Here is a 15,767-nt window from a genome sequence, read left to right as displayed (position 1 = left end):
CTCAGTTCAGTTTCAGGCGGGTGTTCTCGGGATCGACGAACACGGTGCTGGTGATTTTCGCGGCAATCGTCCGGTCTTCCATCGGGATGTAGACCGTCTCGCCCATCTTGCTGTGACCGCCTTCGATCAAGGCAAAGGCAATCGGACGCCCGGTGGTGCCGGTGTCATAAGACGAGGTCACATGGCCGCGCATCGTCATCGGGATAGCTTGTTTCGGGTCGAACACGATCTGCGCGCCCTCCTCCAACTTGCTGCGATCCTCGGTAAGAAGACCAACGAGCTGCTTGCGCCCTTCGGCCACAAGATCGGGCCGCGCCAGACCGCGCATGCCGACGAAGTCCTTCTTCTTCTTCGCGACCGCCCAGCCAAGCCCCGCATCATAGGGCGTCACCGTGCCATCGGTGTCCTGACCGACGATGATATAGCCCTTCTCCGCGCGCAGAACGTGCATGGTCTCGGTGCCGTAGGGCGTGATCCCATACTCTTGACCAGCGTCCCAGAGGATGTCCCAAAGCTTCTGGCCCATCGGCGTCGGCACGTTGACCTCAAAGCCGATCTCGCCCGTGAAGCTCACCCGGAACAGGCGCGCAGGCATCCCAGCGACGGTGCATTCCACGCATGACATATGCGGGAAGGCTTCTTCCGTCAGATCGACACCCTCGACCAGCGGCGCGAGCAATTTGCCAGCGTTCGGGCCGTTCAAAGCAATCGTGCTCCACTGTTCGGTGGTCGACGTCAGCCAGACGTTGAGATCAGGCCATTCGGTCTGGAGGTAATCCTCCATCGTGTTCAAGACCCGCGCAGCGCCGCCCGTGGTGGTGGTGACGTGGAAGCGATCCTCGGCCATCCGCCCGATCACACCATCGTCGCGGATGTACCCATCGTCACCAAGCAAAAGCCCGTAGCGGCAGCGGCCCGGCGCAAGTTTCGTCCAAGGGTTGGTATACATGCGGTTCATGAATTCCACCGCATCCGGGCCGACCACTTCGATCTTGCCCAGAGTGGAGGCATCGAAAATGCCAACGCTTTCACGCGTCGCCTTGCATTCACGGGCCACGGCCTGATCCATGGTTTCGCCGGTTTTCGGGAAATACCATGCCCGGCGCCATTGCGAGACCGGCTCGAACACCGCGCCTTGGGCTTCGGCCCAAGCATCAATCGGCGTCTTGCGGGTCACTTCGAAATGGCTACCTTTTTCATAGCCCACGAACGCCCCGAAGGTGGTCGGCGTATAAGGCGGGCGGAAGGTGGTCAGACCAACCTGAGGCTGCTTTTTCCCAAGCGCATCGGCGGCGATGTTCAAACCGTTGATGTTGGACATTTTGCCCTGATCGGTCGCCATGCCGTTGGTCGTATATCGTTTGACGTGCTCGATGGACCGCATCCCTTCGCGCACCGCAAGACGCAGGTCTTTGGCGGTCACGTCGTTCTGATAATCCACGAAGGCCTTCGCCTTGCCCGGATCGCGATCCGTCGGCAGTTCTTTGTGCGACTGGCCCGTGCCCGGACGATCCTCAGCCACCTCATAAGTGACATCGGTCGCCGCTTTGCCCAGAAGCTCCGCCACTTCGCGACCTTTCGCGGCTCCATCGGCCATCACGGCCTCGATGCCCCAAAGCCCGCGCGAAGCCCCCGCGATCAGGCAGTCTTCCGGTGTCTCATTCGGCAGGAAGGTCGTGCGATCATCGTCCCAAGCGAGCGAGCCTTTGGTGTGCGAGAAGAGGTGCAGAGACGGCGTCCAGCCGCCGGACATCAGGAGCGCATCGCAAGACAGCATCTCTCCCGCTCCAACAGTGTCCCCCGTCACAGGGTTCACCCGCACAGAGCTCACGCGCAACCGGCCTTTGGTTGCGGTCACCGTATGGGACAGCTTGACGGTGATGGCGCGTTTTTTCGCACCATCAATCAACTCCGGCGCCACAGAGGCCCGCGTGTCGCAGATCGCCACAACCTTCGCGCCCGCATCCGCCATATCGAAGGCAGCATACCACGCGCTGTCATGACTGGTGATCACAGCGGGACGTTTTCCGACGAGAACACCGTAGCGGTTCAGGTAGGTCTGGGCAGACCCGGCCAGCATCACGCCCGGACGGTCGTTGCCATGGAACACAAGCGGCTTCTCAAGCGCTCCCTGCGCCAGAACCACCTGTTTCGCCCGGATCCGCCACATGCGCTCGCGCGGCATATCGGCAGGCAGGCTCGGCAGGTGATCAGTGAGCTTTTCGACCACGCCGATCAGGTTCTCGTGGTAATAGCCAATGGCGGTCGAACGGGTCATGAGTTTGACGCCAAGCTCTTTGAGATCCGCCAGCTCGGACGCGAGCCAATCCCAAGCAGAAGCGCCATTGATCACGGCCTGCGGCTCAGACAGAAGGCTGCCACCCATCTCCGGATTTTCATCGACCACAACGACACTCAGCCCATCAACCGCAGCAGCACGCGCCGCAGCGAGGCCCGAAGGGCCGGAGCCGACGATCAGCACATCACAATGCAGGTTGCGGGAGGCATAGGTGTCAGGATCTTCCTCGGTCGGAGAGACGCCAAGACCGGCAGCCGCCCGGATGAACGGTTCATAGACCTTGTCCCAGAAGCTGCGCGGCCACATGAACGTCTTGTAATAGAACCCTGCCGAAAACAGCATATAGGCCGCGTCATTCACCGCGCCGATGTCGAATTTCAGGCTCGGATATTTGTTCTGCGACGTGGTCTCCAGACCGTCCCAGATTTCTTGCACTGTCGCACGGGTGTTCGGCTCAAACCGCGCCGGACCGCGTTTGGTGCCGACAAGAGCGTTTGGCTCTTCAGAACCCGCCGCCACCGGACCACGCGGACGGTGATATTTGAAAGAGCGGCCCATGAGATGCACGCCATTGGCCAAAAGGGCCGAAGCCACCGTATCGCCTTGTGCGCCGGTGTAGCGCGTGCCGTCGAACGTGAAGGTGACGGGCTTCGCGGGGTCGATCCGCCCCTTGCCTGTTACGCGATAGGTGCTCATTGGTCTTGCTCCTCCAGAAACTTGGAGATGTCGGGGCGCGGTTCGCCCGCTTTGTAAGTGGTCAGGAATTTGTCGCTGATCGTATTGCGGACAGCATTGAAGAAGCGGCCACAGCCATGGACATGGCGCCAGCGCTCAAAATGGATGCCCTTGGTGTTCTCGCGCAGAAACAGGAACTCTTCCCATTCCTCATCGGTCAGTTTCGAAGGCTCTTCGGCGCGCACAATATGCGCTTCGCCCGCATAGGCGTATTCCGTCTCCGGCAGGGTCTCGCCGCAATAAGGACAATGGATCATCAGCATGGGTCAGTCTCCTTATGTGCGCTTAGTGCGCCACGGCGGCAGCGGCCGCTTCGTCGATCAAACGCCCGGTGCGGAAACGCTCCAGCGTGAACGGTGCGTTGATCGGGTGCGGTTCGTCTTTTGCGACAGTCCAAGCGAGCGTATGCGCCGCCCCCGGCGTGGCCTTGAAGCCGCCGGTGCCCCAACCGCAGTTGACGTAGAGGTTTTGCACCGGGGTCTTGCCGACGATCGGCGAACGGTCCGGTGTGTTGTCGGTGATCCCGCCCCATTTGCGGAGCATACGCATCCGGTTGAAGATCGGGAAAATCTCGGTGATTGCCGCGAGCGTATGCTCGATCAGCGGCAGGCCACCTCGTTGGCTATAAGACACATATTGATCGGTGCCCGCGCCGATCACCAGCTCGCCCTTGTCGGACTGGCTGCAATAGGCGTGAACGGCGTTGGACATCACGACACAAGGGAAGATCGGTTTGACGGGCTCGGACACGAGCGCCTGAAGCGGCATGCTCTCAAGTGGCAGGCGCACGCCAGCAGTTTCCATGACCATCGAGTTGTGACCGGACGCGGACACGGCAACCTTTTTGGCTTTGATAAAGCCCTTCGCGGTCTCGACACCGGCGACAGAACCGTCCGGGTGACGTCGGATCGCGGTCACGGCACAGTTTTGAATGATGTCGACGCCGCGCTCAGCCGCGCCGCGCGCAAAGCCCCACGCCACAGCATCGTGGCGGGCGGTCCCTGCCCGCTCCTGCAACGCGCCGCCCATCACCGGGTGACGCGCGGTCTTGGAGATGTTGATCGGCGGGCAATATTCCTTGCACTCTTCCGGGGTGAGCCAGCGGTTGTCGACACCATTGAGGCGGTTCGCGTGAATGTGGCGTTTGAAGCTTTGAACATCGTGGACGTTATGCGCCAGCATGAGACAACCACGGTTCGAATACATGACGTTGTAGTTCAGCTCTTGCGACAGATCCTGCCACAGATCAACCGCGTGATCGAACATCCGGGCACTTTCATCGTAAAGGTAGTTTGACCGGATGATCGTGGTGTTGCGCCCCGTGTTACCGCCGCCGAGCCAGCCCTTGTCGATGACAGCAACATTGGTAATGCCATGCTCTTTCGCCAGATAATATGCCGTGCCAAGCCCGTGCCCGCCCGCACCAACGATGACGACATCATATTCGTCTTTGGGCTGGCTGTCCGGCCATTGCTCTGTCCAGCCTTTCTGGCCGGTCAGGGCGTTTTTCACAAGAGAGAGGGCGTTAAAGCGCGTCATGAGAGCCTCGCGGAAGTGTGTGAGAATGTCAGATTAGAGCGCCCCCAAAAGACTGGATTGTACATTTGCGACACCAGATCGGATAATTGCGTCAGGGGGCAAAATTATCGAAAATCACTCAAAAAAACGCCCAAGGAAGAGGCATTTGACCAAGCGAATCGGGGTGGCTCTCGTTTCTTCGCCGCAAAAACGGGCACAAACACCTTGCGCGCGCTCATCAAATGTGCACCATCAGACAAAACTGACCAAGAAAGTGGCAAAATTCACTTTTATTGACGAGGCCGGTAGACATTCGGCAGCGCCTTGGTCTTGAAAAAAGAAACAGGGAACTGCCCGAGCGCTGAAGATATGGCGTCACGGCAAAAACAACAGGGATAGAACTGTGCTTGATCACGGCTCGGACGCCTTTGTCGTATTCGACAAGGTGCAAAAAAGTTATGATGGACAAACTCTTGTCGTCAAAGACCTCAATCTCTCCATCGGAAAAGGTGAATTCCTCACCATGTTGGGGCCGTCCGGTTCCGGCAAGACAACTTGCCTGATGATGCTCGCGGGCTTTGAAACCGCAACGCACGGCGACATCCTTCTGAATGGCAAGGGCATCAACAACATTCCGCCGCACAAGCGCGGCATTGGCATGGTGTTCCAAAACTACGCTCTGTTCCCGCACATGACGGTAGCAGAGAACCTCGCCTTCCCGCTCGAAGTCCGCAAACTCGGCAAATCGGAACGTGAGGCCAAGGTCAAGCGCGCCCTCGATATGGTTCAAATGGGCGCGTTCGGCGGCCGCCGCCCCGCCCAGCTTTCCGGCGGCCAGCAGCAGCGGATCGCTCTGGCCCGCGCTCTGGTGTTCGAGCCGGAACTCGTTCTGATGGACGAACCGCTCGGCGCACTCGACAAGCAGCTGCGCGAACACATGCAATTCGAAATCACCCGCATCGCGCATGAGCTGGGGATCACCACGGTCTACGTGACACACGACCAGACCGAAGCCCTGACGATGTCGGACCGCGTTGCCGTCTTTAACGATGGCCGCATCCAACAGCTCGCACCGCCGGATGCCCTGTATGAAGAACCGCAAAACAGTTTCGTTGCACAATTCATCGGCGAAAACAACACATTGGAAGGCGTTGTTAAAGAGATGAAAGGTGACGTCGCCGTCGTGCAAATCGACAATGGCGGGCTGATCGACTGTAAGCCGGTCAACGTCAAGAACGTCGGCGATCGCACCAAGGTTTCGATCCGCCCGGAACGCGTTGAAACCAACCCGGACCGTCTTCACTCCGATGCACACACGCTGAAAGCAGAAGTGCTCGAATTCATCTATATGGGTGACATTTACCGGACCCGTCTGCGGGTCGCAGGGCGGGATGATTTCGTGATCAAAACCCGTAACGCCATTGACCAGCCGCGCCTGCAACCGGGCCAAGTGCTGAACATCGGCTGGATGGCTGAGGATTGCCGCGCGCTCGATGCGTGATGGCGAAACATGCGTGACACCGGCACAAGCCGGGCCACGCGTGAAATATAAAAACACAATAAAACAAAGACCAACAAGGAGAGACTAATGAAACTGACGACTCTAGCAGCCGCCCTTTCGGCGACCGCGCTCACCCTCCCGGCAATGGCCGAAGACATGACCATCGTGTCCTGGGGCGGCGCTTACCAAAACAGCCAACAAAAAGCCTATGCAGATCCCTACATGGAGATGCACCCGGACGTGAGCATCATCTGGGACGAAAGCTCCAACGAAGCGACCGCAAAACTGCGCGCCATGGACGAAGCTGGCAACGTGACCTGGGACGTCGTGGACGTTGAAGGCCCGGACGCCGTGCGTCTGTGTGACGAAGGCCTCGCCCTAGAAATCGACGTCGACGGCCAACTCGCCGCCGGCGACGACGGCACCCCGGCTTCTGAGGACTTTGGCGACTCCCTGATCAGCGAATGCTTCATCCCGCAGATCGTGTTCTCCACCACCTTCGGCTACCGTACCGACGTCGAAGCTTGGGGCGACAACAAACCGGAAGACCTCTGCGCCGTGTTCGATCTGGACACTTTCCCGGGCAAACGCGCCCTGCAGAAAAGCCCGAAGAAAAACCTCGAATGGGCGCTCCTCTGTGATGGCGTCGAAAAAGACGATCTTTACGATGTGCTCGACTCCGATGGCGGCGTCGAACGCGCTCTCGCCAAACTCGACACGATCAAAGACGACGTGATCTGGTGGTCCGCCGGAGCGGAAACTCCGCAGCTTCTCGCCGATGGCGAAGCCGTAATCGGCTCCACCTACAACGGTCGCCTCTTCTCCGTGATCGAAGAGCAGCACCAGCCGGTCGCTATGCTCTGGGACTACCAAGTCTTCGATTTCGACGGCTGGATCATCCCGGCGAACCTGCCGGCTGAGCGCGAAGCTGCCGCCCTCGAATTCGTGAAATTCGCCACCGACACCCAACGTCTGGCCGATCAGGCTGCTTACATCTCCTACGGTCCGGCCCGTGCGTCCTCGCAGCCGCTCGTTGGCAAGCATGCTGAGCTCGGCATCGAAATGGCGCCGCATATGCCGACCAACCCGGAAAACGCCAAGCGTTACCTGGTGAACAACCTCGACTGGTGGGCTGACAACCAAGACGACGCCGAAGCCAAGTTCCAAGCCTGGCTGGCTCAATAAACGAAGCACCAGAGGGCAGTTTCCCTGCCCTCTGGTCTTTCCTGCGGTGCCATAGAGCACCCGAAACTATTGTCTCGATGGACGGATCATGAGCGATATTTCTGACACAGCAGACACGTCCGGCCCGGTTCTCGCCGCGGATGGAACTCCCCTCAAACGTAGCCTCGCCCGTGCTCTGCGGATGCAAAAACTGCGGGCGCTGATGCTGATCGCGCCGCTTTTGGTCTTCATCATGGTGACCTTCATCCTGCCGGTTGCCGATATGCTTTATCGCTCGATCGAGAACAGCATTGTCTCCGACACTTTGCCCCGCACCGTGGTCGCGCTCAAAGATTGGGATGAGGCCAGCGATGAGTTGCCGGATGAGGCAGTGTTCACCGCTTTCGCGCAAGACATGCAAATCGCGGCGGAAGAGAAGATTCACACCAAGCTTGGCTCGCGTTTGAACTATGAAAACCCGGGGATGTCCTCGCTGTTCCGTAAATCCGGACGCCAAGTGAAGAAATGGGATCTGGAAACAGACGGCCCGTTCAAAGAAAAATTCCTCGATATCGACAAGGACTGGGGCGATCTCGACGTCTGGCGGACGATCAAGACCTATTCGCCGAAGCTCACCTCCGGTTACTATCTGAACTCCGTCGATCTGCATCTGGGCGCGGATGGCGTTGAAATGCGGCCTGAGAACGAACGCATCTATCTCAAGCTGTTCGGACGCACGCTGTCGATGTCGCTGATCATCACGCTGAGCTGTATCGCGCTTGCGTATCCGGTCGCCTGGCTCCTTGCGAACCTGCCGATGCGCACGTCTAACCTCTTGATGATCCTCGTCCTCTTGCCCTTCTGGACGTCCCTTCTGGTGCGGACCTCCGCTTGGAAAATCCTGCTGCAACAGCAAGGGGTGATCAACGATCTGCTGGTCTGGGTCGGGCTTGTGGCCGATGACAATCGGCTTGTGATGATCAACAACCAACTCGGCACGATCATCGCCATGACACATATCTTGCTGCCCTTTATGATCTTGCCGATGTACTCCGTGATGCAATCGATCAACCCGTCCTATCTGCGCGCGGCGAAAAGCCTTGGCGCGACCAACTGGACGGCCTTCTGGCGGGTGTATTTCCCGCAGACGGTTCCGGGTATCGGCGCGGGCTCGATCCTCGTGTTCATCCTCTCCATCGGCTACTACATCACCCCCGCCCTTGTGGGGGGGACGACCGGGACGTTCATCTCCAACCGGATCGCCTTCCACATCTCGACCTCGCTCAACTGGGGTCTGGCGGCAGCCCTTGGCGGCATCCTTCTGGCGGTGGTTCTGGTGTTCTACTACGCCTATGACAAAATCGTCGGTATCGACAACGTGAAGCTGGGATAATTGCTATGAGTTTGCCTTCTTATGCCACAACCGGTCAGCGTATCTGGTACTACGCCTTCCGCGTCATTTGCGGCCTGATCTTCTTCTTCCTGATCGCGCCGATCGTCGTGGTGATCCCGCTCTCGTTCAACGCACAGGACTTCTTCACCTTCACGCCGGAGATGCTGCGCCTCGATCGGGATGGCTATTCGCTGAAACACTATCGGGATTTCTTCCAGAACAGCGACTGGCAACATGCGCTCTGGAACTCGCTCAAGATCGCACCGATGGCGACGATCCTGTCGGTGAGCCTCGGCACTCTGGCCGCCATTGGTCTTAGCCAACCGCATGTGCCGTTCCGCCGTGCGATCATGGCGATCCTGATCTCCCCGATGATCGTGCCGCTGATCATCTCCGCGGCTGGCATGTACTTCTTCTTCAGCCGGATCGGGCTTCAGGGCACCTATGCCGGTGTTGTTCTGGCGCACGCCGCTCTGGGCATCCCCTTCGTGATCATCACGGTGACGGCGACCCTCGTCGGGTTCGACCACTCCCTCACCCGTGCCGCCGCCAATATGGGGGCGAGCCCGGTGACCACGTTCTTCCGGGTGCAGATGCCGCTCATCCTGCCCGGCGTGATTTCCGGCGGCCTCTTCGCCTTCATCACGTCTTTTGACGAAGTCATCGTGATCCTGTTCGTCGGTTCCGCGAGCCAGAAGACCCTGCCTTGGCAGATGTTCATCGGCCTGCGCGAGCAGATCAGCCCGACGATCCTTGCTGTGGCGACGATCCTCGTCGGGATTTCGATCTTGCTTCTGATCACCGTGGAACTGCTGCGTCGGCGTTCTGAGAAAATGCGTGGCCTGTCCCCGAGCTGAGCGTCACCGCAATGACTGTTTAGAGTTGAGCCGGAAGTTTCCCTTCCGGCTCATTTTTTACGTGACCAGCGAAAGCGTTTAACAGATCAGGGATCGATGCTGTCCTTGAGAAAGCCCGGACGTTCAGAGGATGAGGACGTTCCCGGCATCACCGGAGGCGCGAGGGGATCGACCAGCCCAGTGCCCTGTTGTTCCAGAAACACAGGCGTGGTCGGCGCAGGCTCGGTCGACGTTTGAGACGGCACAGGAATGAGAGGTTCAAACACGGCAAACCCACCGTAGAGCAGCCCAACTGTGACAAGCCAGCTTCCCAAGATATGACACCCAATTTCGCGCCAACGCCGCCCACTCACACGGAGCACCAATGCGACAGTGAGCGGCAGCCAGACACCAAGGCCACTGGCCTGAAGCGCGATCAGATAGACCCCTTCGCGGCTCGGATCATAGAGGGCGACGGAGCTGCCGTAGCCGATGCCAATCAACAGAGACATGGGCAGACACAGGATCACAAAGACGCGCCGCCCCGGCAGTAATCCCGCCCCGAGCAGCAGCACGGAAGCTGGGAACAGCAGGTAGTGATGATTTTCGGCATTCGGGATTTGCGCCATGAGCGCGAGAACCGATCCCGCGAAGTAATACCCCAGACCGATCCCCAAGGCCCAAAAGCCAAGCCCCGCCCCCATAAGCCAGAGCCGGAGAAGAGAGAAGCCGAAGCCGAGCGCGAGTGCAGGCAAAAGGAAGGTCACACGAAGCCATGTCTGCGCGAACCAGTCTCCGGTCTCCGGCAGTGAGAGCGCGACCATAAGACCGCCTGCCCCGAGCAACAAAACCAGCAGGGCCTTAAGCGGTACGAAGACCTGCCCGGCTGAGGTCACTGAGGGCTCATGCGACAAGATAGTAGACCCCGCAAACTGCGATCACAGCGCCGAGCCCACGGCAGAGCCAGCCTTGCCAAATGCGACCGAGCACAAGCCCGACCACGATCCCGATGATGTGGATAAGCCCGGTCGCAACCACGAAACCAACGGCATATTCCGCCGGGTTTGCAGCCATCGGCAATTCCGCCCCATGGGCATAGCCATGACAAATGGCGAAGAACGCAATGATGAGGAGAGACCCCCATTCCCAGGGCTTCCAAGCCGCAGCGATCGCGGCCCCCAGAACCAGAATGGAAAGCGCGATCCCGGTTTCAATATATGGGATGGGAAGCCCCGCAATACCAAGAACGCCGCCGATCACCATGACGAGCGGGAAAGCAACGGGAAGCGTCCAAACGCGGCGCCCTCCCATCTGCGCGCCCCATAGACCGACTGCGAACATCGCGAGGAAATGGTCATAGCCCGTGAACGGATGTTCAAAGCCTGCGGTCAGCCCCCCTGTGCCGGTTGCGACGACATGCGCGGAGGCGGCCTGACTTCCCGCCAAAAGGACAAAAGAAGCCATCAAAGGCAGGGCCAAAAGGTTCACAGACGGGCCTTTATGAGAGTGGAACTGACGCATTTAGAAGCCCCCTGTTTTGAGCGTGTCGACGCCAAGAAACCTGTCTCGCCCCCAAAGCGCAAGAGGCCCTCTCTCTCACCGACCTCACAGCCTGTCATTTTCCCTCGATCAACCTAACGACGACAGGAAAAAGGCTACAGAAGGGATGGTCGGCGTCGGTTCTCAAAAGGATGCTTTGGCCTGTATTTGCCGTTTTCGGTCAATGCGGCAGAATGACCGCATACAGCGTAACATACTGCATTTAAACCAGATTGCTCTTATTTTGCACTCTAACACCACAGGCTGGACACTCTTAGCACAGCCTATATTTCGGCAAGAGACCGGGGAGCGAAGGATAAAAGATATGCCAAAGATATATTAATTAATTGAAACAGTTTCCTTTTGCAGAACCCCACATCAATCGCCGCACAGAACGCATTTCGTTTTGCGATTTCCTTTAGAAAACCGATGTCGCAGGAGATTTGCGTCAATCTGTCGCAGGGCCAACCATGAACAATGGAGCTACCTCGACCCCGTAAACTTACACGCACACGCAGACCGCCTGTGCCCGTGCCTTTGTGCATGCGGCACCCGCCAAGGCTCTCGATAGCCCGTCTGAACAAAAATGAGGCTAAAAGTTTGTCAAAACTGAAGAAACCGCTCCTGGCAGCGTTGGGCATGCTTATGCTCTCCGGATGTCAGTACCATGTCCTGTCTCCACAGGGATGGGTCGGGGATCAGGAACGTAACCTCCTGATTATCTCCACCCTTCTTATGCTCATCGTTATCATTCCGGTTCTGGTCATGTCCGTATACTTCCCGCTGAAGTATCGCGCAGACCGGGAAGATCAGTCGGATTACGATCCGACCTTTGAACACTCCACCAAGATCGAAGTCGCCGTTTGGGGCGTTCCGATCCTGATCATCATCGCGCTTGGCTGGTTCACTTACGTGTACACCCATCGCCTCGACCCGTATCGCCCGCTCGATCACCTCGAAGCTGGCAAACCGGTCGAAGTCGAAGCCGTCTCGCTGGATTGGAAGTGGCTGTTCATCTACCCGGAATACGGCGTTGCCTCCGTCAACGAGCTCGCCATCCCGGAAGGTCGCCCGATCAATTTCAGCCTGACGTCCTCGACCGTCATGAACACCCTGTCGATCCCGGCTCTGGGCGGCATGGTCTATTCGATGACCGGCATGGAAACCAAGCTGCACCTGATCGCTGACAGCACCGGCACCTTCCCGGGGCGTTCCGCGCATTACTCCGGTCCGGGCTTCTCCCACATGACCTTCGACACCCTGTCCATGACGGATGAGGATTTCGACGCATGGGTGGAAAAAGTCAAAGCCGACGGCAACGCGCTGACACGCGAAAGCTATCTGGCTCTTGAAAAACCGACCATCGACGAACCGGTGAGCTACTACGCTTCGGTCGAAGACGGTCTGTTCGATCGCATCGTCGAGATGTGCGTCGAAGAAAACAAGGTCTGCATGGGTCACATGATGATGCAGGACAAGCAAGGCGGTGGCGGCATCGAGGGTATTCCCGCAGCCAATGCCTATAGCTACGACCGCGCCCGCACCATCGACGGCTTCGGCAACCTGATCGATCTGCCGGACCTTCCGGCCCCGGATATTGAAGCGTTCCACGACGCGTTCTTCAACGATCCGGCTTCGATCTGCGGCCCCGACCTCGCAAGCACACTCCAAATTTCGGAGGATAAGAAGAATGGCTGAAGCACACGCACAAGCTGCCGAGACAATCTCGCCGATCTTCGGGCGTCTGACGCTCGACTGGATCCCCTATCACGAACCGATCCTCGTCGCGACCTTTGCCGGTGTGGCCCTTGGTGGCCTCGTCGTCCTTGCTCTGATGACCTATTTCAAACTCTGGGTTCCGCTTTGGCGGGACTGGGTGACCTCGGTCGACCACAAGAAAATCGGCATCATGTACATGGTGCTCGGCTTTGTCATGATGGTGCGCGGCTTTGCCGACGCTCTGATGATGCGGGCCCAACAGGCGATGGCCGCTGGTGGCGCCGAGGGCTATCTGCCTCCGCACCACTTTGACCAGGTCTTCACCGCCCACGGCGTGATCATGATCTTCTTCGTGGCCATGGCCTTCATCACCGGCATCATGAACTTTGTCATGCCGATGCAGATCGGTGCCCGCGACGTGGCCTTCCCCTTCCTGAACAACTTCTCGTTCTGGATGACGGTGGCTGGCGCTCTGCTGGTGAACATCTCGCTCTTCATCGGTGAATTCGCCCGTGTTGGCTGGCTGGCGTTCCCGCCGCTCTCAGGGTCGAGTTACAGTACAGGGCCTGGGATGGACTATTACCTGTGGTCGCTACAGATCGCCGGGGTCGGGACAACCTTGTCCGGGATCAACATGGTCGCGACCATCCTGAAGATGCGTGCTCCGGGCATGAAGCTCATGGACATGCCGATCTTCACCTGGACCGCACTGATCACCAACATCCTGATCGTTGTGGCCTTCCCGGTGCTGACCGCCACCCTCGCGCTCCTCACGCTGGACCGTTACTTCGACTTCCACTTCTTCACCAATGACTTTGGTGGGAACGCGATGATGTACATCAACCTGATCTGGATCTGGGGGCACCCCGAGGTCTACATCCTCATCATCCCGTGCTTCGGCGTCTTCTCCGAAGTGGTGTCAACCTTCTCCGGCAAGCCGATCTTTGGTTACAAAACGATGGTATGGGCCACCGCCTGCATCATGGTTCTGTCCTTTGTCGTGTGGCTGCACCACTTCTTCACCATGGGGTCTGGCGCCAGCGTCAACACCTTCTTCGGCATCACCACGATGATCATCGCCGTGCCGACGGGTGTGAAGATCTTCAACTGGCTCTTCACCATGTACAAAGGCCGCGTGCGGCTTGAAGTTCCGATGCTCTGGACCATTGGCTTCCTGATCACCTTCACCATCGGTGGGATGACGGGCGTGCTTCTGGCTGTACCGCCGGTTGACTTCCAGCTTCACAACACCCTGTTCCTGATCGCGCACTTCCATAACGTGATCATCGGCGGCGTGGTCTTTGCAGTCTATGCGGCGGTCTCCTACTGGTGGCCGAAAGCCTTCGGCTTCCGCATGAACGACAAATGGGGCCGTCGTAGCTTCTGGTTCTGGTTCATCGGCTTCTACTTCGCCTTCATGCCGCTCTATGCGCTTGGCCTGATGGGCGTGACGCGCCGGACCAACATGTACCCGGATCCGAGCTGGCAGCCCTACTTCATCGTCGCAGCCTTTGGCGCGGTGCTGATCCTGCTGGGCATTCTGGCGACCTTCATCAACTTCTACGTCTCGATCCGCGATCGCAAGAAACTCGCTTGTGGCAACGATCCTTGGGATGCACGTACGCTGGAATGGGCAACTCAGTCCCCGCCGGCTCCGTACAACTTCCCGTTTGATCTTCAGGTCACTGGCCGCGAAGCATTCTGGACGATGAAGCAGCAAGGCTTCAAATGGCCGACCGAGGGCTTCCGCCCGATCCACATGCCGAAAAGCACTGTCTATGGCGTGCTGATCTCGGCCTTCGCTCTGGCCTTCGGCTTCGCGATGGTCTGGTATATCTGGTGGCTCGCGATCCTCACCTTCGTGTGCATGATCGGTCTCGCGATCTACAACACCTTCAACTACAACCGCGATTACTACATTCCCGTTGAGGAAGTGAGCGCGATCGAAGCGAAAGGAGCAGCGGTATGAGCCACTCCGCCCCTGCAAGCGTGAGCATCGTCGACCACGATGTTCACCCCCAGAGCCCGACCCCTATCGGGTTCTGGATCTACCTGATGAGCGACTGCATCATCTTCGGATCGCTCTTTGCAACCTATGCCGTCCTTGGCGGCGGGTTCGCAGGTGGTCCGGGTCCGAAAGACCTGTTCGAACCGGGCTTCGTTGCCATCGAGACGGCGCTGCTGCTGATCTCTTCCATCACGTTCGGTCTCGCCATGCTGCGCGCCGACAAGAAAGATCAGTCCGGCACTCTGATGTGGCTGGCGATCACCGGTCTCTTCGGTGCCGGGTTCGTCGCGATGGAACTCTATGAGTTCCATCACCTCATCCACATCGGCGCGGGTCCGAACCGTTCGGCCTTCCTGTCGTCCTTCTTCGCACTGGTCGGCACGCACGGTCTGCACGTGACCTTCGGTATCGTCTGGCTCATCACCCTGATGGCCCAGATCGCCAAACATGGTCTCGGCACGCCGAACATGCGCCGCCTCGGCGCCCTGTCGATGTTCTGGCACTTCCTCGATCTGATCTGGATCGGTGTCTTCTCCTTTGTCTATCTGGTGAGGTTGGTCTGATGTCGCACGATACGCATACCGCACACGATCACGGCCACGGGCATGATCACGGGCACGGGCACGACGATCACGGGTCCGGTCACGGCACCATGGGTCAACTGATGATCGGCTTCGCGCTCGCCGCGATCCTGACCATCATCCCCTTCGGTCTCGTCATGGGCGAGGTTGATATGAGCCGTAACACTCTGATCGGCATCATCATGGTCTTCGCGGCCATCCAGATCATCGTTCACCTCGTGTTCTTCCTGCACCTGAACACCACCTCGGAAGAAGGCAGCACCTTCATGGCGACCATGCTCGCCCTGATCATCCTGTTCATCGTTCTGGCTGGCTCGCTCTGGGTCATGCACAACATGAACGAGAACATGATGCCGATGCACGAGATGGATCAGCAGATCGAACAGATGAAGAGCCTTCAGTCCCAACAGGGCTGATCCTCGATCTCTAAGACAATTCTCCGGGGCCCACGTGGCCCCGGTTTGCTTTGAAAAG

At 58.6% G+C, this 15,767-nt stretch carries 12 protein-coding genes and 1 pseudogene; 8 read left to right on the top strand and 5 right to left on the bottom strand.

The annotated features are described in order from the left end of the window. Position 1 precedes the first annotated feature (1 nt). The 3 genes from ACYBHZ_RS07260 to ACYBHZ_RS07250 are packed head-to-tail and all read right to left on the bottom strand — an operon-like array spanning position 2 to position 4,573. Complete coding sequence (locus tag ACYBHZ_RS07260; protein WP_460273589.1) at positions 2 to 2,995, bottom strand: sarcosine oxidase subunit alpha; 2,994 nt, start codon at positions 2,993 to 2,995, stop codon at positions 2 to 4. After that, a complete protein-coding gene (locus ACYBHZ_RS07255) occupies positions 2,992 to 3,297 on the bottom strand; it encodes a sarcosine oxidase subunit delta (RefSeq protein ID WP_460273588.1) in 306 nt (101 codons plus the stop codon). The genes ACYBHZ_RS07260 and ACYBHZ_RS07255 overlap by 4 nt, the downstream gene beginning before the upstream one ends. Positions 3,298 to 3,319: 22 nt before the next feature. Beyond that, positions 3,320 to 4,573, bottom strand: a complete 1,254-nt coding sequence (locus tag ACYBHZ_RS07250; RefSeq protein ID WP_460273587.1) for a sarcosine oxidase subunit beta family protein — start codon at positions 4,571 to 4,573, stop codon at positions 3,320 to 3,322. 382 nt (positions 4,574 to 4,955) lie between these two features. Here ACYBHZ_RS07250 and ACYBHZ_RS07245 point away from each other — a divergent pair, with 382 nt between their 5' ends. The 4 genes and pseudogenes from ACYBHZ_RS07245 to ACYBHZ_RS07230 all read left to right on the top strand — a co-directional run. After that, a complete protein-coding gene (locus ACYBHZ_RS07245) occupies positions 4,956 to 6,053 on the top strand; it encodes an ABC transporter ATP-binding protein (protein ID WP_460273586.1) in 1,098 nt (365 codons plus the stop codon). Between the two features lie 87 nt (positions 6,054 to 6,140). Next, positions 6,141 to 7,238, top strand: coding sequence for an extracellular solute-binding protein (locus tag ACYBHZ_RS07240; RefSeq protein ID WP_460273585.1), 1,098 nt, complete (start codon positions 6,141 to 6,143; stop codon positions 7,236 to 7,238). An 88-nt stretch (positions 7,239 to 7,326) separates the two neighbouring features. Then, a complete protein-coding gene (locus ACYBHZ_RS07235) occupies positions 7,327 to 8,610 on the top strand; it encodes an ABC transporter permease (RefSeq protein WP_460273584.1) in 1,284 nt (427 codons plus the stop codon). Positions 8,611 to 8,621: 11 nt separating this feature from the next. Beyond that, positions 8,622 to 9,467 (top strand): annotated as a pseudogene (locus ACYBHZ_RS07230) (ABC transporter permease); the annotation flags it as partial. A gap of 86 nt (positions 9,468 to 9,553) precedes the next feature. Here ACYBHZ_RS07230 and ACYBHZ_RS07225 read toward each other — a convergent pair. Together ACYBHZ_RS07225 and ACYBHZ_RS07220 are read right to left on the bottom strand one after the other, a co-directional pair. Beyond that, positions 9,554 to 10,342 carry a hypothetical protein gene (locus ACYBHZ_RS07225; RefSeq protein ID WP_460273583.1) on the bottom strand — a complete coding sequence of 263 codons (789 nt, stop codon included), beginning with the start codon at positions 10,340 to 10,342 and terminating at the stop codon, positions 9,554 to 9,556. Between the two features lie 7 nt (positions 10,343 to 10,349). After that, on the bottom strand, positions 10,350 to 10,967 hold the full coding sequence (locus ACYBHZ_RS07220; protein WP_460273582.1) for a HupE/UreJ family protein: 618 nt from the start codon (positions 10,965 to 10,967) through the stop codon (positions 10,350 to 10,352). A 561-nt stretch (positions 10,968 to 11,528) separates the two neighbouring features. Here ACYBHZ_RS07220 and cyoA point away from each other — a divergent pair. From cyoA to cyoD, 4 genes are read left to right on the top strand one after another with little or no spacing between them, the layout of a single operon-like run. Further along, the gene (gene cyoA, locus ACYBHZ_RS07215; RefSeq protein WP_460273581.1) at positions 11,529 to 12,683 is read left to right on the top strand and encodes a ubiquinol oxidase subunit II; all 1,155 of its coding nucleotides are present in this window, start codon (positions 11,529 to 11,531) and stop codon (positions 12,681 to 12,683) included. Next, positions 12,676 to 14,673, top strand: a complete 1,998-nt coding sequence (gene cyoB / locus ACYBHZ_RS07210) for a cytochrome o ubiquinol oxidase subunit I (RefSeq protein ID WP_460273580.1) — start codon at positions 12,676 to 12,678, stop codon at positions 14,671 to 14,673. The genes cyoA and cyoB overlap by 8 nt, the downstream gene beginning before the upstream one ends. Then, complete coding sequence (cyoC, locus tag ACYBHZ_RS07205; protein WP_460273579.1) at positions 14,670 to 15,275, top strand: cytochrome o ubiquinol oxidase subunit III; 606 nt, start codon at positions 14,670 to 14,672, stop codon at positions 15,273 to 15,275. Before cyoB ends, cyoC begins: the two co-directional genes overlap by 4 nt. After that, a complete protein-coding gene (cyoD, locus tag ACYBHZ_RS07200; protein ID WP_460273578.1) occupies positions 15,275 to 15,709 on the top strand; it encodes a cytochrome o ubiquinol oxidase subunit IV in 435 nt (144 codons plus the stop codon). The genes cyoC and cyoD overlap by 1 nt, the downstream gene beginning before the upstream one ends. Positions 15,710 to 15,767 lie beyond the last annotated feature (58 nt).

The sequence above is a fragment of the Celeribacter sp. ULVN23_4 genome (genome assembly GCF_054788345.1).
The sequence above is the reverse complement of the archived record's forward strand: the minus strand, read 5'-3'. Positions and strand labels throughout refer to the sequence as shown.